Source organism: Bacillus sp. 3G2 (assembly GCF_044324725.1).
GTDB lineage: Bacteria > Bacillota > Bacilli > Bacillales > Bacillaceae_G > Bacillus_A > Bacillus_A mobilis.
The window spans coordinates 2,021,545-2,040,019 of record NZ_CP172246.1 but is presented as its reverse complement, the minus strand read 5'-3'; the positions used below and the strand labels follow the sequence as shown (position 1 = coordinate 2,040,019).

Here is an 18,475-nt window from a genome sequence, read left to right as displayed (position 1 = left end):
TTTTCTGCCTTTTTTCTATTTTAGCGTATAATAGAAACATACAGTAAATAAGGAGTGGTAATGATGAAAAAAGTAGAGCAATTATCTTCTCACCTATATCTTATTGATGATTTTGATTTACAACATAATGAACGAACTGGTACATACGTTTTATTAGGTGAAGATATTACTTTAATTGAAACTTGTGCAGCCCCTTCTCTTCCGTATATTTTAGACGGCTTACAACAATTACATATTGATTTAAACGATGTAAAAAACATTATCGTTACACACGTTCATTTAGATCACGCCGGGGCTGCTGGTTTAATGATGGAAAAGTGCCCAAATGCTACTTTATATGTGCATTCTCGCGGCGCTCGTCATATGATTGATCCAACAAAACTCATTTTAGGCGCAAAAGCTGTATACAAAGAAGATTTCGATAAACTGTTTGATCCAATTCTTCCTATAGAAGAAGAACGTGTTCGTATTGTACAAAATGGTGATACATTACAAATTGCCGAAGACCGCATCCTTACATTTTATGATACACCGGGACATGCAAAGCACCATATTAGCATTCACGATTCATTAACAAACGGCATTTTTACTGGCGATACAATTGGCATTTATTATAGAGAACTCGCAGACGTTGGTATAGAACTATATCTCCCATCAACGTCTCCTTCACAATTCCAACCAGATGCGATGATTGCTTCAAAAAATCACATTCAAAGTATGAATGTAGATACTATTTATTTCGGTCATTACGGTGCATCATCCAATGTTACAGAAGTATATAACCAGCTTGAACATTGGCTACCTATTTTCGTTCATACTGGTAAAGAGGTCTTTGAACAGTATAATGATTTCGATGAAGCGACTAAAGCTTTACAAACTGTATTAATGGATAAGATCTCTTCCCATCTTACAAAGTTAAACGTTCCATCAGATCATTCTGTTTATAACATTTTACATCTAGACATAGAAATTAGCGCGATGGGCATTATTGATTATTTCACGAAGCAAGAAAAAGTAAACTCCGCTATTAACTAACAGTATAAGAAGAGATATACAACAGTAGTTATTGTATATCTCTTCTTTTTTTGAATATATTTTGAGTAAAGGATGGTGGAATATAATGCAAAAAGTAATGCTATACCTCTGCTTCACCTTATTTATCGTGTTATTATTATTTGTCGGAGTGAAAATTCAATTTTATTTAGATACAGATGCGCAGGCAAACTTTAACGTGTATCCAAGATTATTCTACTTTACATTCTTCCCTCTTATAGTTGGCATTTTATTACGATTCCTTCAATCCATTAATCGCGAAACAAGTAAACAAAACTGGCGCTTTCAACCGGATAAATTTATCGCTATTACCGTACCTACGCTATTCATTTCCTTTTCTCCAGCTCTACTCTTTTCACCAGTTGGTGCATACCTACCTTATTTAACTAATATTATTCTTATAAATACTACTTTTGTTACGATAATAAGTTTAATAGCTGGCTATTCCCTTTTAGATTGTTTTATACAAAAAGATACTGCAAATATGAAAAAATATAATTGAGTACTCTATTGAATTTAGCAAACAGTGCGACAGAACCAAATAATTAATTTTTAAGTGTCGTTCGTTGATTACGGTGGTTTATTTATAAGTGCGATATTACTTGTAAGAGTCGCTATTCATGCGGTAAGGAAATTTATGTTAAACTAAAGAAAATCGTGTACTAAGTTAAATGACACTTCAACTAAGGGAGAATTATTATATATAAACTTTTTGGATTCTCGTGTCTAATGTTTCTCGCAAGTATATGTTCTTTCTTTATTTTAAGAGGACCTCATGCAAATTTAACTTTAATTATTGTGATTCTAGCTATACTTTCATTACTCGGTATTATGTTTGCAATCGCATCAAAGAATTGGTTATTCGGAATAGTTGGCACTGCATTAAATGGCGTAATATTAGTAGTTGTATACTTCCTATTGCTTGTAAAAGGAATAGGTGGTTAATATGTTTTCCCTTTCAATACAGCAAGCTCATAGCTAAAGCTATGAGCTTTTTTTACTTATCTCACCTTTTCAGCTACATACTCCATAAACTGCTCCGCATTAATAAATCTTTCTTTGTATGCCTCAGGTACTTCTTCTACTTTCATCCCACCAGTTGATTTTGTCTTCACTCGTACGATTTCATATGTCATTAAAGCTTCCATATAGTGATCAAACTCTTCTAGTGTTAATACTTCTTTACTAGATTTATGACCATTTAATTTATCAAAGTATGGTTGAAGCCTCATACTTACCTTCTTCATCTCTTCTCTTTTTGCTGGTGATAATTGATCATAATCAATATTACCGTTTGAATCTCCATATACCAGCTTTGCATTTGTTAATTTTTTTAGTTCTTTTGTAAACTCTTCATATTCCTTCGCACCCATTTCATCTTTCGCTTCTGATAATTTTGCATTAAAACGCATATACGCTTCTAATGTCATTGCTCCGGCATGTTTTTTTAAATTCTCGAAAGACCCGTATATACCATCAGCCATAATAGATTGATACGCAAAACCAGTCGTCGGGATTAAAAAAGCCGCTGCAAGCACTCCTGCGATAAGGCGCTTCTTCCTTTTACTTCCCCCGCTCTTCATTTTTATTTGAACGATTACTTTTTCTTTTAACTCGGGCGGGGCAACAATCCCATTTGCTTCCTCTTGTATAGATTCTCTAATTCTGCAATCTAAACTCATTTCACATTCCCTACCTCTCCTAAAAAGATTTCTTCTACTTGCTCTTTTTGACGTAGTTTTATTAATGCTGCGTGAATTCTAGATTTCACAGTACCAATTGGAATATGTAATATTTGTGCTACTTCTTCTTGTGAATAATCGTGTAAGTATCTTAAGATAATAACTTGTTTTAATTTATACGGTAATTTATGAATGAGTTCGATTAGTTTTTGGTTAGATATTTTACTTACAACATCGTTAGAAAAATCAATTTGTACTGGTTTTCTTTGCTCTTCTGCTCTTTTTATAATTCGTAGTCGCATCCACCTCTTTCTTCTATAAGAGTGAATTTGTTTAATCGCAAGTCCAATTAGCCAAGGGCGAAATGGCTTCTCGCTATCATACTTACGAAGCGATTCATATAGCTGTATGTATATTTCTTGAACGACATCATCTACATCCGTTTTATCTTCTATTAAAAAATGTGCTGTTTTATATACTTCTTGAATCGTTTTATCATACAATTCGCTATACGCTTCTTTATTGCCTGATAAAGTTAAATGGATTAAATTTATATACACCGTTTCATCCTTCATATACCACCCCTCCTTTGTCTTACACTATATATTGGCAAGTAATTGATATTTCGTTCGATTTTTTCAAAATTTTTTTATATAGATTAATATAATGATTCAATGAGTTCATAAGCTTCACTTATAAAGTCGCATAACTATTATATAATTTTCCAATTTCTAATGAAGCCTTAAAATGATTTATATAGTCAAATTTAGGAGGATATATAATGAAAGCTATCATTGTAACGTCGTTCGGTGGTCCAGAAGTGATGAAATATACAGATGTGGATATGCCAACTATTTCAGAGGATCAAGTTTTGATTCGCGTTGTTGCTACTAGTTTAAATTTCGCCGATATTAAATCCCGTTATGGTAAAAAAGGAAATAAAGCACTACCTTTTATACCAGGAATAGATGTCGCTGGTGTTGTAGAACGAGTCGGTTCTCATGTGAAAAATATTTATCCTGGACAGCGAGTCATCGCTTTTCCTCAAAATGGATCTTATGCAGAATACGTTGTTGCAAACGAAAATCTTACTTTTGCTTTACCTCATGAAGTCGATTTTCAAACTGCAGCTGCTTGTCCGATTGTATCTTTTACAAGCTATAGTTTACTCGCAAATGTTGCAAGGCTTCAACAAGGTGAATCTGTACTCATTCATGCAGCTGCTGGTGGAATTGGCACTACTGCTATTCAACTTGCAAAACTATTAGGGGCTGGAAAAGTTATCGGTACTGTCGGAAGTGAAGCAAAAAAAGAAATTGCTTTAGATGCCGGAGCTGATTATGTTATTTGTCATCAAAATGATGATTTTGTAGAGAAAGTCAATGAGTTGACAGACGGAGAAGGAGTTAATGTTATTTTAGACTCTATTTCTGGAACAGTTTCGGAAAAAAGTTTAAAATGTCTTGCTTATTATGGTCGCCTTGTTCATTTCGGAAATGCAAGCGGTGAAATTGGTAACTTCCAAACGAAAGATTTACACGCAAGTTGTCGCTCTATACTCGGTTTTAGCTTTGGTACTACACGAAAAAAACGTCCCGAAGTACTCCAAGAAACTGCAAATGAAGTTTTCCGTTATTTACGTGACGGAAGTTTGCAAATTAAGGCTACGAAATCTTTTCCACTTCAAGATGCAGGGAAAGCACATGAATGGGTCGAAAGTAGAAAAAGTACAGGGAAAGTAATACTAACTGTCCAGTCCTCTTCCTGAAATGAATACTTGAAACCGAGGTGTCATTCATGGGATCACGAATTATGCATGCTATTATCGCTAACAGGATTGCCGAAAAATTATCTATTCAAGATAAAACTTCTTTCATACTTGGAGGTGTAGCCCCTGATGCTGTTCATTCAGCAGAAGAAAAAGGCGCTTCACACTTTTACGCTGGCACAACGAAAAACTATACGAGAAGGATAGATTTCAATTCTTTTTTTCAAAAATATAAAGTTCATATGGATTCCCCTTTTCTCTTAGGTTATTACACCCATCTCATTGCCGATGATAATTGGCTAAGTGGCTTTTTTCTACCTTGGCTAAAAAATAGAATAGAAAATGACGAAACGATCGCACCTATGTACTATAACGATTTTAAATTGTTAAATGCAAAATTGCTTCATCATTACGATACAGAACAGCAGCTCTTCTCTCTTCTCAATCAAGAGGTTCACATTATGGATATTGAAGAGGTTTCTAAAGAAAACGTACTAGCTTTTCGAAAGTATCTTTTTGAAGATATGTTGTATCCAGAGCAACATTTGCATGAAGACTTACAAGTGTTTACGTTTAATCAAATGGTTGGTTATATTGAGACAGCTATTGAAAAAGGCGTATTTTATATTAATCAACTCTCTAATGAAAAATCCCCTTCAAACATGTAATCCCCCTCAATATATTTGAGGGGGATTTTCACATAGTGATATTATTATTTGTTCTTTTCCATAACCGCAAAATAATTCCCTTCACTATCAGCAAAGTTAAACACTTTACCAGAAGGCATAGTTACCATTTCTCCAACAGTAACATTTTTATTTTTTAAATCTGTATATAATTGGTCAAGATTTTCCGAGAAGAACATTAAAGATGGTGTACCAAGATTTAATTCTGGGCTCATCTTAGAAATCACTTCTTTATTATGTAATATAATGCTCGTTTCTGCACCGCTTTTCGGAGCGATTTCAATCCATCTCATTCCTTGCTTGTTATCTTCCTCTGCTACTACATGAAATCCTACTTTCTCTGTCCAAAAATCGACTGCCTCATCTTGATTGTTTACATATAACATAATTTGTCCGACTTTATGAATCATTGTTTTTCCCCCTAATGTTTTTTATATTCTATGTAGGTTTCTACAGGTACTATTATTATTCCTTTTTCATTCAATTACAATCAAAAAGACGTAACTACAAATAGTTACGTCTTTCCCATTCTTTATCTAGGCTTTTTCTTCCCAGTAAACGCTGGTTTCTTTTTCTTTGGTGCTTTCGGTTTCGTTTCTACAAATGATCCGTTGAACATTTCTTGCTTCGTAAATACTATACCTAGTTTTTTTGCAAATTGAAGTAATTTACGCTCTTCTTGCTGTGTTACAAGGGAAACGACTGTTCCTTCTTTACCCATACGTCCTGTACGTCCTGAGCGGTGAATATATTGGTCTACTGTGTCTGGTAACTCCAAGTGGATTACATGTGTTAAATCATCAATATCGATACCGCGTGCTGCGATATCAGTAGCAAGTAGAATTTCTAATTTCCCGCCGCGGAAAGCACGCATCGTTGCTTCACGCTCTTGCTTACCTGCTTCTGCATGAAGAGCTGCTGCTTTCATTTTACGGAACTGCAATTTCTGAGTAATTTCATCTAAACGGAATGGGTCATTTAAGAAAGCAACTGCTTTTACATCGCCCATATGCATAATTCTTCTTACGTAATCATTTTTTTCGCGTCGCTCACAAATGATATACGTATGCTCAACTAAGCTTTTTGACTCTGCACGTGTTACACGTACAACTTGTGGTTCAACTGCTAAATCACGTGCCGCGTCTTCTGCAGCTTTGGTAATTGTCGCTGAGAAGAATACTAATTGACGGTCGCGCATCGTTGATTTAATTACATCTTGTACTGCGCCCATCATCTTTTGTTTTACAATTTGATCAAATTCATCAAATACAATTGTTTTCACTTCATGCATTTTTAGCTTTTTCATACGAATTAATTCTAAAATACGTCCTGGTGAACCGACAATTACTCTCGGATGTTTCTTTAATTTTTCAACTTGGCGCTTAATATCTGCACCACCAATTAAAGATGCACCTGAAATTTCAGTCCCTGCTGTAAACTTTTGAACCTCTTCGTGAATTTGCATAACAAGCTCACGTGTTGGCGCTAAAACAACAACTTGTGGTTGTTTTACTTCAGGATTAATTTTATGTAAAAGGGGTAATAAGTACGCTAATGTTTTTCCTGTTCCAGTTGGAGATTCAGCTATAACGTCTTGTCCTTCTAAAATAGTTGGAATCGCTTGTTTTTGAATTTCAGTTAATTCTTTAAAACCAGCCTTCTCCCAAGCTTGTTGTAAAAATGGTTGCATATCTTTTATCATTTGTTTTTCTCCTTTATCTCTATTTTTGAAGAAAATGTTGTATTGTTCGCACCGTTTCTATCATGTGTGAAATAACAGCTATTAAATCATCAACATGGTCTTCTGTAATCGCTTTTTGAAATAGAACCTCTACCTTATTATGATATGAAATCGCTTGCTTATTATATTCGTATGAAAGTTTTTGCGTAATCATTCTTTCTTTTCCCCATATAGAATGCATGAAAGTTTCAATTTCTTCGCACACTACCTCTGGCTTTTCTATCGGGAATGAAAATGCTAACTTCATTTCACAACCTGGTGTAAATTGTGGTACTTCCAATATTTCACCAGATAAGTTCTTTGCATCTACAGATAGTGAAAATGTTGCTTCTACTAACTGTTCGAACGGCTCTGTTAATTGAAATGAAATATTGTATATACGACTTAATGAGGCAAGGTCCATCATATCTTTTCGATCTGTTACAAGAATATCTCCATGTAAATCAAAATCATATACAGCACCTTCTACGATTACTTTTAAATTATCAAAAGCAGTTGGATCAAACATAATTTCCTCCAAAAAACAGGCGCCTTTCGATGGAAAGGCGCCACTTGATGTATATATAGTTTACAGATAAACGAGATGAATTACAACCTTTTAGAATAAACCTACTGCTTTTCCATCTTCATTTACGTTCATTTGTAGTGCTGCTGGCTGTTTTGGAAGGCCTGGCATTGTTAACATTGTTCCTGTTAACGCAACGATAAATCCTGCACCGATAGATGGTTTTAACTCACGAATTGTAACGATAAAGTCAGATGGACGACCTAATTTTGTTGCATCGTCAGAAAGAGAGTATTGTGTTTTCGCCATACAAATTGGTAGGTTACTCCACCCTTCTCCTTCATATTGAGCTAATTGCTTACGTGCTTTCGGAGCAAATTCAATATCTTTTGCGCCGTACACTTTTTGAGCAATTGTACGGATTTTTTCTTCTAATGGTAATTCTAGTTCATAAAGTGGCGCGTAGTTGTTTTCACCTTTTTCAATTTCTTTTAACACTTTCTCAGCAAGGTCAACTCCGCCTTGGCCACCCTTCTCCCAAACTTCCGTTAAGGATACTGCATAGCCACGCTCATTGCACCACTCTTGTAAGTAAGCAACTTCTTCATCTGTATCTGTAATAAATTTATTAATTGCAATTACGAAAGGTACACCGAAGCTTTGAATTGTTTCAACATGCTTTTGTAAGTTTTCCATACCTTTTGTTAATGCGTCTACATTTTCTTCTTTTAATTGATCTTTTGCTACGCCTCCATGCATTTTAAGCGCACGAATAGTCGCAACAATAACAACTGCTTCTGGTTTAATGCCAGCTGCACGAGCTTTAATATCTAAAAACTTCTCTGCACCTAAATCAGCACCGAATCCAGCTTCTGTAATAACATAATCACCTAATTTTGCTGCCATTGTTGTAGCGATAACACTGTTACAACCGTGAGCTATATTCGCAAATGGTCCGCCGTGAATGATAGCTGGTGTATTTTCTAACGTTTGTACTAAGTTTGGTTTTAATGCATCTTTTAATAATAATGTTAACGCACCTTCTACACCTAAATCTTTAACCGTTACAGGTTGATTTGCAAAGTTATAAGCAACTACGATGCGAGATAGACGCGCTTTTAAATCTTGAATATCTGTTGCAAGGCAGAATACCGCCATAATTTCAGATGCTACTGTAATATCAAAACCGTCTTCACGTGGTACACCTTGAACTGGTCCACCAAGACCAATTACTACGTTACGAAGGGCACGATCATTTAAGTCAACACAGCGTTTCCAAACGATTTTACGCGTATCAATTCCAAGTGTGTTTCCTTGTTGGATATGATTATCAATAAACGCTGCTAACGCGTTATTAGCAGTTGTGATCGCATGGATATCTCCAGTAAAGTGAAGGTTAATGTCTTCCATAGGTACTACCTGTGAAAAACCACCACCTGCTGCTCCGCCTTTTAGTCCCATCGTTGGTCCAAGAGATGGTTCGCGAAGTGCAATTACTGTTTTCTTACCAATTTTATTAAAAGCTTGACCTAAACCAACTGTTACTGTTGATTTACCTTCTCCAGCTGGAGTTGGGTTAATCGCTGTTACTAAAACAACTTTACCGTCTTCCTCGTTCTGTAAGCGCTTAAAAATGTCAAGAGATAACTTACCTTTATAATGCCCGTATGGCTCTAATTCATCTTCTAAAATATTTAATTCAGCTGCAATTTCTTGAATCTTCTTCATACTCGCTTCTTGTGCGATTTCAATGTCGGATTTAACTGTTGTAGTAGTTGTCATATACCCTAGTCCCCCTTTAATTGGTTCTGATGATATTGTATCAGTTTTTTGTATTTTCTGCACTTATTTACCTCCTAAAAATTCTTTCATTTCTTTATGCGTTTTTTAACATAAATACCCATAAGAAGGTTAACGATTGTTGTAACTCGATAGGTAGTTGACCTAACATCTTCTCATTTACTCCGCGCTTATATACACCGATGCCATCTACAACTTCAAAACCTTGTTCTTTCGCTAACTGTTCAAATTCCCATGGCATCATCGTATTACAAACAACGTCTTTGCCGTATAAACGAGGATAACTGTTCTCTCGAGGCTTTGCTGTCGGCCCTAAAATCGCAATACATGCATACCCATCGCTTTTTAAAACGCGCTTTATCTCATTTAATGCTCGTAATGGCTCCTCGGTCCATTCCAAAGAATTAATTGCCATAATTGATTCAAATTGCTCATTTTCAAATGGTAAGGCAGAAAGATCTCCTTTTATAAAAGATAAATTTGGTCCTTCTCCGCGCTCCCTCCCTTTTTGAATCATCACTTCTGATAAATCTACTCCAACTGCTTTATAGCCCGCGCGACTTAATTTATATGTACCGTATCCATCCCCACAACCAACATCAAGCACCTGAGCTTCTTTCTTCACATACTGTTCAAAAAATGGAATAATTGTACTTCTGCTCCCGCTGTCCCACATCTCCTGACTATTTTGAGTCCAAAATTCTGCACTACTATCCCATTTTTTCTCTGCTGATTCATGCCAATTAAATTTCGTCATACATTCCCCTGCCTTCACGTTTTATCACTCATTTCATTCTACATCATTTTCCAAAATTCCTGTTTATCTTCATTAGGAGACGTACAAGCTACTAATGGAATCTTTATTCTCCAATTTTTGCTTTACTTGGGTTTAACTCATACTCATGTTCTTCTCTTTATGTAAGATACTATAGGTACACCCAATTGAAAGAGAGGGATGTACATGCGAAGAAAGAGAAATCATCATTTTAAAAGTGGTGAAAAAAACGAAGAGTATGCAGCTGAAATATCACCAGCTGGCATTCCGATTAGACATAACCGTAAAGAAATTGCAAATGAAATAGAAGGTACAAATACCGGTGCAATGGTAGGCTATGTCGCTTTATTTCTTTCGCTTTTCTCAATTGCATTTTATCCAGTTACACTCGGCTCTCTTGCGATTTTAGTCGGCTTATTAGCTGTCAATTTCGGAGCAAGAACACTTGGATATACTGCAATTGGTTTTGGAAGTTTTTCTGTTTTATTTACTTTACTCTATCCGCTTGCTTTGTCAGCGTTTTAAAAAAAACACACCAAGTTATACTTGGTGTGTTCATTCGTGATACAACATAATATGACCGCATCCACAGCAATGTTTCGCTGTAATTTCTTGAAACACTGGATAATTCTCTTCATCCCGATGCTCAATAAACACCTTTTCAAATCGATACATATTTTGTGCATATGCCCAATCTTGTTTCGTACGTGCATACAAAGTGGAGGAAAAAAACTCCTCACCACCGCAAACGATACATGTATTCTTCATTACTACCCCTCCTATGCTTGTCTTACTTCATCTATATGAACATAAGCATAAGAAAAAGACCTTCTATTACTAGAAAGTCTTCTCTGAAACAAAAAGAAATGTACCAAACATTCCTACTCCGCTATATTCTTTCGTAACATCAGCTTCTGTTTTAAATGTTTGCTTTACAGTCATAAAGAATACACCATTTCGTGCATCTGTACTTTCAAATTTTAATTTTTCTTTTTTACCATCTACATTTTGTGTGCATTCAAAACTACTCTCATCACATTTTAGTGCATACTTATCCTCTACATACACTTTAAAATCTGATTCTTTCGGACAAGTAATAAGTAAAATCGCCACGAGAATAATACTTACCATACCCACAATTGTATAATATTTCTTCATTTGTACTCCTTTCAAATGACAAGAAAACTTGACTTCATGCGCCAAGTTTTCTTAGTCCACAACCCATTGCCATTCTTGTTCTTTCTTATCAAAAATGAGCCAACCTGTTTCTGTTGCTTCTTCTTTCAATTCATCGATATTATCTAGTACCTCATCCGTACTTTCATACGAACCAACTACATATACCGGTATCTCAAGACCCCTTCTTGACTCAATTTTCCCTGCTAGATCAATATAAAGACCATCTTCCATTAATGGAATAAGCCCCATGATCACTTCTTTTGAAATTGCTGGGAAAATTTTTGATTTTTGGAACAAAGAAAAACGTTTCTTACCGAAAGCACCGAGTTTATAAGGAATGACTTTACTTAACATGCCTACAAAATCAGCAATTCTACGATAATACACTTTGTTGTACCATCCATCATCATGTGAAAAATAAACAAATCTATTTTTCAATAGCGGAAAGAACGTTCTTGCAAGTGGTTCTTTTTTGTGAGCCAAATATAAAAGCTCTGCAATTTCTTTTGGCTCTAGTTCATCTAAATCGCTTGCATCATCAAAATCTACCCAACAAAATTCATCAAATTCATCAATCTCTGCTTGAATTAACTTATGTATATTTTCTTCCTCAACATATTCAAATAAAGTATGATAGTGAAAATCTGTCCATTCAAAGTTGTGCTTCAAAAGCAACACTTGATGAAGCGGTGAAGGGATGTTACTTGCAAACTCTTTAAACGTAATACCTGATGTAATAAAACAATGACCCCGACGATTACCATTAATATATATCATATTCTTTACTTGGTCAGATCCTCCAGACAAAGCACCTAGCCACCTTCGTTTTATATGTTTCAATTCTATAGCATATTTTAACATGAAAAATTTTAGAAACATAGAAAAAAATTCAAAAACTATTTACAATTTCATGTGTTTTATTACATAGTGATTACAAGAAAAAACGCCTGCTCGTGAGCAGGCGTTTTTAAAGGATTTCATCTGGGTTTTGAGGATGATGATTTCCCTCTTTCTTTTCATCTTTTTGGAACATCGATTGAATCTTATCAATTGTTTGTGGAGCTAATTCAATCATTTTTTCTGCTAAATGTGTCGCATTTTGTAGGTGCAATATATTTACACCATCTTTATTCACCACAAGAAATGCTACCGGTGTAATAGAAACACCACCCGCGCTACCGCCACCAAATGCAGGGTTACCGTTCGCTCTTTGTCCATCATTCGTTTGGAAATCAGAACCTCCTGCTCCAAACCCGAACGCAACTTTAGAAACCGTTAACACCACACCACCGTCAGCCGTTTGAACAGGCTCTCCAACAATCGTATTTACATCGACCATTTCTTTTAAATTTTCCATTGCCGCTTTCATTAACCCTTGAATTGGATGATCCACCGTTCATAACCTCCTTTGTCATATCTTTCCTAGTTTTTCCGAAAGTTGGTGAACTAAACATAAAATTTTATATTGATTTCAAAAATATTTTTTATAATCTCCGCAGAATCAAAAAGCACCCTTTGAATTGTAAGGATGTCTCTAACAATTTAAAGGGCACTTCAAATTTGATATTTTTTATTTTTCCATGCAAGATAATTAAGTATATAAAAATTCATTACATAATTATTTTAAATGAGATTGGAAGTGTCTATTTGATAGTATATACCGTAAAACCACTTCACATTTATAAAAAAATGCAAGAAGTAGGTTTTTATCATGGTGATGAGAATTATGTTTGTCCTTACTTCAAATCTCCATACGCATGGATGATGGAACAGATGAAAGAGAGAATTCCTAATTATGATGGCCGTACTTACCCTGTATGGGTTTGGAATAAAAGACCCGACCAAAACCGCCCAGCACTTTTATCTAAAGGTCAAAGGGGTGTTATTCTTACATTAGATATACCAGATGAAGTGATTCTTTGGTCTTGTTTTAGTAGTTGGCACTCTGTTTTAAATAATTCTCCTATAACAACAACGGAGGAAGAATGGGATCAATTCGCAGCTGAAGGTTTTCCAAAAGACAAAATGCTAGCTACCTGGCCTAGAATTTTTGACTTTGATTGGTTACAAAGCCTAGATAAAGATTGGATAAAATTTGATCCAGATTGGATACAAGGTGTGACACCTCGTATAGAAATGAAACATATAATAAAAGCTAAACGATTCATTGCTAAATAAAGTAGAGAGCTATTGCTCTCTACTTTTTGACTTTATATATAAAATAACGGATTTGAAGAATGAAAATAATTAATATATATAGTGTAAATCTTCGTATCTTAGATTTACACGTTGTTGCAAGTAACCATTTTTGTGCAACTTTATATTAAATGACTCTATTATTTCCCCTCATATTCTCACTTCAAAGTCATAATTACCTGCCTTTCAACAAAGCCAAACTCTTCGTACATCTCTTTTGCAAAATTTCCAGCAAATACATTCAAACGAATTTCTGAATAATTCTTTTGTAATTCCTTAATACCAGCCTCCATTAATTTTCTTGATAACCCTTTCCCGCGGTACTCTGGAAAAACATACAATTCGTATATAAACCCTAGTTTTTCATGAGAAAAATAGTCCGTATTTTCCCCTATTAATATCCATCCCATTACACTGTTTTCTTCTTTAACGACTAAATAATACGCTCCTTTTTCTACAATCGGCCTTGTAATTTCAATCGCTTTCTCTGTATTTAACCGACAATTTCCCCTCGTACCTTCAAAAAGCGATTGAGCTGCATATTGTATTATTTCGCCCGTTTCTTCCCGATTTGCCTTTTCTATCATTTTTCACAACTCTCCTCTTTAATAGGCATTAATATCGCTCGTTCAAAATCCTCCGCTTCCACCTTCACTTTTTCTTTATTTGCCCCACATACATATCCTTCTCCGTCCACAATAAGAAGCAGTTGCGATACAACTGCTTCATGATATCCAATTATTCCATTCTCTTGTAAATGCATAGCACCGATATGTATATTCCCTTGATGATTTACTATTTTCGACATTATGAAATTAGATTGAAATGCAGAAATTTCCTTTCCGACTTTTTCACTAAAATCAAAAATTTTCATTACTAATCTTCCTTATATGTATAAAACCATCCTTATCGTCTGCATCATATGTCCTTCAAAATCTTCTTCAAATTCCTCTAATTGTGCAAAACCTTTCGCTTCATAAAAACGTTTTCCTTTTTCATTCGCTGCTTCTACATGAATGTATAGTTTCCGAATTCCTTTTAATACCGTTAACCCTTTTTGTAATAAAGCACTTCCGATCCCTTTCCCTTGCTGATTTGGTAACAAATAAATCGCACCTAATTCTGCTTCGTTTTGCAGTCTAACAGGTGAGAAATTTGCAAAGCCAATTACTTCTCCCTCTTCTTCCGCAACGAATAAATGTGTATTCTCAAGACGATATTTCATTTTTTCATCAGAATAAGCCTCGTCTAAAAAGCTGTCTTGAATCTCTCTTGGAATAATGCCTTCGTATGTATCATGCCAAGCTATTTTAGCTACTGATTGTACGGCGTGAATGTCTTCTTGCTTCATTTCTCTAATTACATAAGTCATCTCGATGTCTCCATTCTCTTTAAATTACATTCTGCTAATATACTAGAAGAAATGGCAGAACCATTTTCATAATTCACCTTAATTAATTTTAATTTTTCAATTGAAGCTGTTGTAAAATCAAATTTTTCATATATATATTCCATTACACTTAAAAACTGATTTGTATGTAACCTATTTGCAATCGTACAATGCGGAACCCACTTTCCCGGTACGTAATATGAATTTGGGTTATCATGAAAAGTTTTAAAATAATCATGATAAGAATGATGAAGTTTTAACAATTCATCGGTAACAGTCGGTGCTAGAAAGACTGTTCCATTAGTAGGAAAAACTCCAACAGAAGGAAAAGTTACTGGGTCCGTATTCTCTTGATTAGCTACAAACTCCCCTAATTTCTCCTTATACAAATGAACATCTAACTCATTATAATCAGCTAACGTAATATGAGGTTCTACTCCGGCTAATTGATTTGTGCCAATAATATTTGTTAATTCATTTTGCAATTCTGTAATTTTATTAGTAAACACACGATCAAATGTAGCAATAATAGCGTACATACTTCTTCACCCCTTTGTTACACATAGCGCTTCCCATTCTTCACGAATCATTCCCATTCGGATAGAGTCATAGTATGTTCCGTTATAATAACGGCATTTTCGCATTCTACCTTCTAATGTCATACCTATTTTCTCTGCTACTTTCATCATTCGTTCATTACCAGACCAAGTCGTGAGTCCTACTCTACCAATCTCCATCTTTTCAAATAATAAATCTCGATATAACGTTAACGCTTCAGTACCGTAGCCACCATTCCAGTAAGTTGGATTATAAATGACAATTCCCATCTCCAACCAACGCGTCGGTTTATACTCCCAATAAAATCCGACCGTCCCTATAACTTGACCGTTATTTTCTATAATTAAATTGGATAGCGGTTCTTCTTTTAAGCGAGTTTGCATCTTCTCTTTATAAGACGGGTATTCTTGCATTGAGAATGGAAAATACGGTGCATCCCATTTTTTCCATTCTGGATTTTCTTCTTTAAATACGAGATCCCATAATGGTTTTATATCTGATTCTTCAATTGTACGAATTGTTACTTTATCCCCTTTTACTATTACGCTTTTCATAATTTCCTCCTACGCTCCTCTTTATTTCATATATAATTATAATATTTTTTCTGAAAAATCAAAACAGATATCGTTTATTATATTGTATAATTTTGTTATAAGATACCAATTATTCATGTAGAAAGCTGGTGATTCAGTGAATTATCGATTTAGCATTGCTTTACTTCTCACTATTATTACGACAAATATTATTCTCTATTTCTTCTTACCATTAAGTATTGTTACGAAATGGGACTTCAATGGAACGCCTACATCAACAATGGATAAAAGCACTTTTGTGATCGTAAATATAATTATATGTTCCTTCTTATTCTTTTTATTTTTAGCTTTATCTAAAGCAGCGAGTAACCAGAAATTTCTTCATTGGATCGGCAACACAATGTTACTATTCTTATTTTTTGTCGATATTGTCATTGCCCTTATAGCTCTTGGCTTTTCACTTCCTCTTGATCATTTCATATTTTTAGCATTAGGGCTTTTATTTATATCAATAGGTTATTTCAGTTCCAAAATTGATACGACTAAATCAACAATTTCATTGGAATGGAATGATAAGCACCTTGAAAAAAGAGCTTCAAATATTTGTAGTATTTCAATGATGATAGCAGGTATTTTCCTAGCGGGGCTCCCATTTATCGTTTCTGCTCCGTATAGAGGGTATGGCATACTAGCCATTATTTTAGGAATGACGCTTATCATTTTACCTAGTACGATTTATTTACTTATTAAAGACAGCAAGCAATCTACTACTTTAAAAAAGTAATTAAAAAAATAGGAGGTTACATCCCTCCTATTTCAGCTAAATATTTTCTTTTGCGTCTTTTCTGTCTCTATTAAAATCCCTTTCTCTATCCAACCTTCTACTCCATCTTTTTTAATTAAATCATAGCCTGAGCAGCTACCATCAATAAGAGAAACAATGTCACCTTTTCTTACGCTTATTTGCGCACAAGAAATATCGGTTTTCACTGTATATTCACCTGAATCTAGTTGCTTAATGTATTCATCTTTCACAGAAAGTATTGTATTCGTTTCCTTTTGCCTACATATTGTATAATCTTGCTTCTTCTCAATAGGCTCTATGTAATAATGTGGATAGGTAACCCCGCCCTGCATTGTTGCATCGGCATGAAAATCTGCTATTATTTCATACTCAGGGAAGTAGTCTACATATGTATAAGAAAACTTATCACCTGTTGGTTTCCTCTGAATGATAAATGCATTTAATTGCCCTGCCTCTTTAATCGTATTTCCGCCGTCAATTGCAATAATCTTTTTCTTGCTATCAATAACTGGATTATTAGATGGCGCTTCATCAGAATAGTTTACAACAGGCCAATGACCGACAACTACATACTTATTCGCTTTATGTGATTGATTGAAAAACTCCGGCATTGCTATCGCATTTTTTCGTTCTGTTTCTTTCCAATCCTCTCTATCTTCCAGGCCAGCATGTACAAAGATATAATCTTCTGTTTCAATCACTGTTGGTAATTCTGTTAGCCACTTTATTTCTTTTGAAAAATGGCTTATCAATATGTTTTTTACTTCACAAATATCACTTTCTTCATTAACGATAACTTTCAATTGTGCTAGCCATTCATTGAAAATTGTATTCTTTCTCGTACATAAATAATGTATTAGCGCAGGATTTTCGTTTACAAGTGCTTCAACTACTACTTCACAATTCCCTTCTATTACATAAACATTCGGCTTACTAACTACTAGATCCATCACATAGTTTACGACGCCAATACTATTTCTTCCTTTCTCACAAAGATCACCATTAATAATTAAATAATCTTCATCTTTAAAATTAACTTTATGTAGTAGTTCCTTAAAAAGTTCTAATTCTCCATGAATATCAGAAATAATGATGACTCTTACATCATTTGGTATAGATAATTTCTTTATTTTTTCCAAGTATAAACGCTCCTAACATGCTCTAAATTCAATATTTCCTTGTTAATTTCTAGTATTCGACAAATTATATTACTAGACCTGTTTCTAGCTCAGATCTGCAAAAAAATAGGCTCCATATATTTTCACACACGGAACCTACTTAGTATTATAACTCTTTATAAAAAGAATAGCTTACCTTATCATAGCCCTCTCTTTCGTAAAAACGATGTGCATCAATTCTTGGAAACGCGGATGTTAGAACGATAGAACTGCACCCTTTTTCTTTCCCCCATTTTTCTACATAGGACAACAGAACTTTACCATATCCTTTTGATCTGTGAGCTTCCACGGTTACAAGGTCATACACGAAAACATGTTTCTCATTATAAAAATTCGTACAAATCGCTACACCGGCTAGACTCACAACTTCTTCATCTTCATCCCGTAACGAGAGTAGTTTATAATTTTCTTCTTTCATTTTTTGGAATAAAGAACTCGCTTCTTCTCTTGAAAGCTTCGTTCGTAATTGCTGTAATACGGGAAATACGTCATATAAATCCTCTTTTGTTACTACTGCTTTAATATTCATTATGATTCGCCCCTTACTATTTATAAAATTTTCTAAATGTTATATCATCATTATAGAAAACAACTGCCCTTAGCTTAAGTGACAGTTCTATTCTTTT

General features: G+C 34.7%; 26 protein-coding genes. 8 read left to right on the top strand and 18 right to left on the bottom strand.

All coding sequences use genetic code 11. The annotated features are described in order from the left end of the window. Positions 1-63 precede the first annotated feature (63 nt). From ACHZK0_RS10440 to ACHZK0_RS10430, 3 genes are all read left to right on the top strand, one after another. The gene (locus ACHZK0_RS10440; RefSeq protein ID WP_395761705.1) at positions 64-1,035 is read left to right on the top strand and encodes an MBL fold metallo-hydrolase; all 972 of its coding nucleotides are present in this window, start codon (positions 64-66) and stop codon (positions 1,033-1,035) included. Between the two features lie 85 nt (positions 1,036-1,120). Further along, positions 1,121-1,555: a hypothetical protein gene (locus ACHZK0_RS10435; protein ID WP_270606867.1), complete on the top strand. Its 435-nt coding sequence runs from the start codon at positions 1,121-1,123 to the stop codon at positions 1,553-1,555. Positions 1,556-1,782: 227 nt separating this feature from the next. After that, positions 1,783-1,998 (top strand): hypothetical protein, encoded by a 216-nt coding sequence (locus ACHZK0_RS10430; RefSeq protein WP_395761509.1) that lies wholly within the window; start codon positions 1,783-1,785, stop codon positions 1,996-1,998. A 56-nt stretch (positions 1,999-2,054) separates the two neighbouring features. Here the strand turns inward: ACHZK0_RS10430 and ACHZK0_RS10425 are convergent, their stop codons facing one another. After that, a complete protein-coding gene (locus tag ACHZK0_RS10425) occupies positions 2,055-2,735 on the bottom strand; it encodes a DUF3600 domain-containing protein (RefSeq protein WP_395761508.1) in 681 nt (226 codons plus the stop codon). Beyond that, entirely contained in the window at positions 2,732-3,310 is a 579-nt protein-coding gene (locus tag ACHZK0_RS10420; protein ID WP_073518537.1) for a sigma-70 family RNA polymerase sigma factor, read from the bottom strand. Before ACHZK0_RS10420 ends, ACHZK0_RS10425 begins: the two co-directional genes overlap by 4 nt. A gap of 206 nt (positions 3,311-3,516) precedes the next feature. On the opposite strand from ACHZK0_RS10420, the gene ACHZK0_RS10415 reads away from it, so the two are divergent. Further along, entirely contained in the window at positions 3,517-4,503 is a 987-nt protein-coding gene (locus tag ACHZK0_RS10415) for a quinone oxidoreductase family protein (protein WP_395761507.1), read from the top strand. A gap of 29 nt (positions 4,504-4,532) precedes the next feature. Further along, positions 4,533-5,171, top strand: coding sequence for a zinc dependent phospholipase C family protein (locus tag ACHZK0_RS10410; RefSeq protein ID WP_262741696.1), 639 nt, complete (start codon positions 4,533-4,535; stop codon positions 5,169-5,171). Positions 5,172-5,215: 44 nt separating this feature from the next. On the opposite strand, the gene ACHZK0_RS10405 is transcribed toward ACHZK0_RS10410, so the two are convergent. The 5 genes from ACHZK0_RS10405 to ACHZK0_RS10385 all read right to left on the bottom strand — a co-directional run bounded on the left by ACHZK0_RS10405 (position 5,216) and on the right by ACHZK0_RS10385 (position 9,992). Next, a complete protein-coding gene (locus ACHZK0_RS10405) occupies positions 5,216-5,599 on the bottom strand; it encodes a VOC family protein (protein ID WP_262741697.1) in 384 nt (127 codons plus the stop codon). 122 nt (positions 5,600-5,721) lie between these two features. Continuing rightward, a complete protein-coding gene (locus ACHZK0_RS10400) occupies positions 5,722-6,891 on the bottom strand; it encodes a DEAD/DEAH box helicase (protein ID WP_061678608.1) in 1,170 nt (389 codons plus the stop codon). 19 nt (positions 6,892-6,910) lie between these two features. Beyond that, positions 6,911-7,438, bottom strand: coding sequence for a hypothetical protein (locus ACHZK0_RS10395; protein ID WP_061678609.1), 528 nt, complete (start codon positions 7,436-7,438; stop codon positions 6,911-6,913). Between the two features lie 90 nt (positions 7,439-7,528). Further along, positions 7,529-9,217: a formate--tetrahydrofolate ligase gene (locus ACHZK0_RS10390; protein WP_395761704.1), complete on the bottom strand. Its 1,689-nt coding sequence runs from the start codon at positions 9,215-9,217 to the stop codon at positions 7,529-7,531. Positions 9,218-9,311: 94 nt separating this feature from the next. Further along, entirely contained in the window at positions 9,312-9,992 is a 681-nt protein-coding gene (locus tag ACHZK0_RS10385) for a class I SAM-dependent methyltransferase (RefSeq protein ID WP_262741699.1), read from the bottom strand. Between the two features lie 204 nt (positions 9,993-10,196). On the opposite strand from ACHZK0_RS10385, the gene ACHZK0_RS10380 reads away from it, so the two are divergent. Continuing rightward, complete coding sequence (locus ACHZK0_RS10380; RefSeq protein ID WP_001253205.1) at positions 10,197-10,535, top strand: hypothetical protein; 339 nt, start codon at positions 10,197-10,199, stop codon at positions 10,533-10,535. 30 nt (positions 10,536-10,565) lie between these two features. On the opposite strand, the gene ACHZK0_RS10375 is transcribed toward ACHZK0_RS10380, so the two are convergent. The 4 genes from ACHZK0_RS10375 to ytfJ form a co-directional block, all read right to left on the bottom strand. Continuing rightward, a complete protein-coding gene (locus tag ACHZK0_RS10375; protein WP_000798748.1) occupies positions 10,566-10,778 on the bottom strand; it encodes a hypothetical protein in 213 nt (70 codons plus the stop codon). A 69-nt stretch (positions 10,779-10,847) separates the two neighbouring features. Next, a complete protein-coding gene (locus tag ACHZK0_RS10370; protein ID WP_098375361.1) occupies positions 10,848-11,168 on the bottom strand; it encodes a hypothetical protein in 321 nt (106 codons plus the stop codon). Between the two features lie 51 nt (positions 11,169-11,219). Continuing rightward, positions 11,220-11,996 (bottom strand): hypothetical protein, encoded by a 777-nt coding sequence (locus ACHZK0_RS10365; protein ID WP_000014093.1) that lies wholly within the window; start codon positions 11,994-11,996, stop codon positions 11,220-11,222. A 160-nt stretch (positions 11,997-12,156) separates the two neighbouring features. Beyond that, positions 12,157-12,582: a GerW family sporulation protein gene (gene ytfJ, locus ACHZK0_RS10360; protein WP_000349987.1), complete on the bottom strand. Its 426-nt coding sequence runs from the start codon at positions 12,580-12,582 to the stop codon at positions 12,157-12,159. Positions 12,583-12,836: 254 nt separating this feature from the next. Here ytfJ and ACHZK0_RS10355 point away from each other — a divergent pair, with 254 nt between their 5' ends. After that, a complete protein-coding gene (locus ACHZK0_RS10355; RefSeq protein WP_262741700.1) occupies positions 12,837-13,367 on the top strand; it encodes a DUF3841 domain-containing protein in 531 nt (176 codons plus the stop codon). Positions 13,368-13,543: 176 nt separating this feature from the next. On the opposite strand, the gene ACHZK0_RS10350 is transcribed toward ACHZK0_RS10355, so the two are convergent. The 5 genes from ACHZK0_RS10350 to ACHZK0_RS10330 are packed head-to-tail and all read right to left on the bottom strand — an operon-like array spanning position 13,544 to position 15,887. Next, complete coding sequence (locus ACHZK0_RS10350; protein ID WP_262743392.1) at positions 13,544-13,972, bottom strand: GNAT family N-acetyltransferase; 429 nt, start codon at positions 13,970-13,972, stop codon at positions 13,544-13,546. Continuing rightward, positions 13,969-14,259, bottom strand: a complete 291-nt coding sequence (locus tag ACHZK0_RS10345; RefSeq protein ID WP_270341172.1) for a cupin — start codon at positions 14,257-14,259, stop codon at positions 13,969-13,971. Before ACHZK0_RS10345 ends, ACHZK0_RS10350 begins: the two co-directional genes overlap by 4 nt. A 12-nt stretch (positions 14,260-14,271) precedes the next feature. Further along, positions 14,272-14,757, bottom strand: coding sequence for a GNAT family N-acetyltransferase (locus tag ACHZK0_RS10340; RefSeq protein ID WP_262743390.1), 486 nt, complete (start codon positions 14,755-14,757; stop codon positions 14,272-14,274). Then, a complete protein-coding gene (locus ACHZK0_RS10335) occupies positions 14,754-15,314 on the bottom strand; it encodes a 2'-5' RNA ligase family protein (RefSeq protein ID WP_270341171.1) in 561 nt (186 codons plus the stop codon). The genes ACHZK0_RS10340 and ACHZK0_RS10335 overlap by 4 nt, the downstream gene beginning before the upstream one ends. Positions 15,315-15,320: 6 nt before the next feature. After that, positions 15,321-15,887: a GNAT family N-acetyltransferase gene (locus ACHZK0_RS10330; protein ID WP_262743388.1), complete on the bottom strand. Its 567-nt coding sequence runs from the start codon at positions 15,885-15,887 to the stop codon at positions 15,321-15,323. A gap of 136 nt (positions 15,888-16,023) precedes the next feature. On the opposite strand from ACHZK0_RS10330, the gene ACHZK0_RS10325 reads away from it, so the two are divergent. Continuing rightward, entirely contained in the window at positions 16,024-16,650 is a 627-nt protein-coding gene (locus ACHZK0_RS10325; RefSeq protein WP_270606861.1) for a DUF1648 domain-containing protein, read from the top strand. Positions 16,651-16,682: 32 nt separating this feature from the next. Here the strand turns inward: ACHZK0_RS10325 and ACHZK0_RS10320 are convergent, their stop codons facing one another. Both ACHZK0_RS10320 and ACHZK0_RS10315 read right to left on the bottom strand, forming a co-directional pair. Next, positions 16,683-17,810, bottom strand: coding sequence for a metallophosphoesterase (locus tag ACHZK0_RS10320; RefSeq protein WP_262743387.1), 1,128 nt, complete (start codon positions 17,808-17,810; stop codon positions 16,683-16,685). 145 nt (positions 17,811-17,955) lie between these two features. Then, positions 17,956-18,378 (bottom strand): GNAT family N-acetyltransferase, encoded by a 423-nt coding sequence (locus tag ACHZK0_RS10315; protein WP_270341169.1) that lies wholly within the window; start codon positions 18,376-18,378, stop codon positions 17,956-17,958. Positions 18,379-18,475: the final 97 nt, after the last annotated feature.

Bases quoted from the DNA above. Each gene is read 5' to 3' on its own strand.
- ACHZK0_RS10410 (WP_262741696.1), top strand. From the start codon at position 4,533: ATGGGATCACGAATTATGCATGCTATTATCGCTAACAGGATTGCCGAA.
- ACHZK0_RS10315 (WP_270341169.1), bottom strand. From the start codon at position 18,378: ATGAATATTAAAGCAGTAGTAACAAAAGAGGATTTATATGACGTATTT.
- ACHZK0_RS10350 (WP_262743392.1), bottom strand. From the start codon at position 13,972: ATGATAGAAAAGGCAAATCGGGAAGAAACGGGCGAAATAATACAATAT.
- ACHZK0_RS10335 (WP_270341171.1), bottom strand. From the start codon at position 15,314: ATGTACGCTATTATTGCTACATTTGATCGTGTGTTTACTAATAAAATT.
- ACHZK0_RS10415 (WP_395761507.1), top strand. From the start codon at position 3,517: ATGAAAGCTATCATTGTAACGTCGTTCGGTGGTCCAGAAGTGATGAAA.
- ACHZK0_RS10395 (WP_061678609.1), bottom strand. From the start codon at position 7,438: ATGTTTGATCCAACTGCTTTTGATAATTTAAAAGTAATCGTAGAAGGT.
- ACHZK0_RS10420 (WP_073518537.1), bottom strand. From the start codon at position 3,310: ATGAAGGATGAAACGGTGTATATAAATTTAATCCATTTAACTTTATCA.
- ACHZK0_RS10375 (WP_000798748.1), bottom strand. From the start codon at position 10,778: ATGAAGAATACATGTATCGTTTGCGGTGGTGAGGAGTTTTTTTCCTCC.
- ACHZK0_RS10345 (WP_270341172.1), bottom strand. From the start codon at position 14,259: ATGAAAATTTTTGATTTTAGTGAAAAAGTCGGAAAGGAAATTTCTGCA.
- ACHZK0_RS10330 (WP_262743388.1), bottom strand. From the start codon at position 15,887: ATGAAAAGCGTAATAGTAAAAGGGGATAAAGTAACAATTCGTACAATT.
- ACHZK0_RS10400 (WP_061678608.1), bottom strand. From the start codon at position 6,891: ATGATAAAAGATATGCAACCATTTTTACAACAAGCTTGGGAGAAGGCT.
- ACHZK0_RS10440 (WP_395761705.1), top strand. From the start codon at position 64: ATGAAAAAAGTAGAGCAATTATCTTCTCACCTATATCTTATTGATGAT.
- ACHZK0_RS10385 (WP_262741699.1), bottom strand. From the start codon at position 9,992: ATGACGAAATTTAATTGGCATGAATCAGCAGAGAAAAAATGGGATAGT.
- ACHZK0_RS10370 (WP_098375361.1), bottom strand. From the start codon at position 11,168: ATGAAGAAATATTATACAATTGTGGGTATGGTAAGTATTATTCTCGTG.
- ACHZK0_RS10390 (WP_395761704.1), bottom strand. From the start codon at position 9,217: ATGACAACTACTACAACAGTTAAATCCGACATTGAAATCGCACAAGAA.
- ACHZK0_RS10380 (WP_001253205.1), top strand. From the start codon at position 10,197: ATGCGAAGAAAGAGAAATCATCATTTTAAAAGTGGTGAAAAAAACGAA.
- ACHZK0_RS10435 (WP_270606867.1), top strand. From the start codon at position 1,121: ATGCAAAAAGTAATGCTATACCTCTGCTTCACCTTATTTATCGTGTTA.
- ACHZK0_RS10430 (WP_395761509.1), top strand. From the start codon at position 1,783: ATGTTTCTCGCAAGTATATGTTCTTTCTTTATTTTAAGAGGACCTCAT.
- ACHZK0_RS10405 (WP_262741697.1), bottom strand. From the start codon at position 5,599: ATGATTCATAAAGTCGGACAAATTATGTTATATGTAAACAATCAAGAT.
- ACHZK0_RS10425 (WP_395761508.1), bottom strand. From the start codon at position 2,735: ATGAGTTTAGATTGCAGAATTAGAGAATCTATACAAGAGGAAGCAAAT.
- ACHZK0_RS10340 (WP_262743390.1), bottom strand. From the start codon at position 14,757: ATGACTTATGTAATTAGAGAAATGAAGCAAGAAGACATTCACGCCGTA.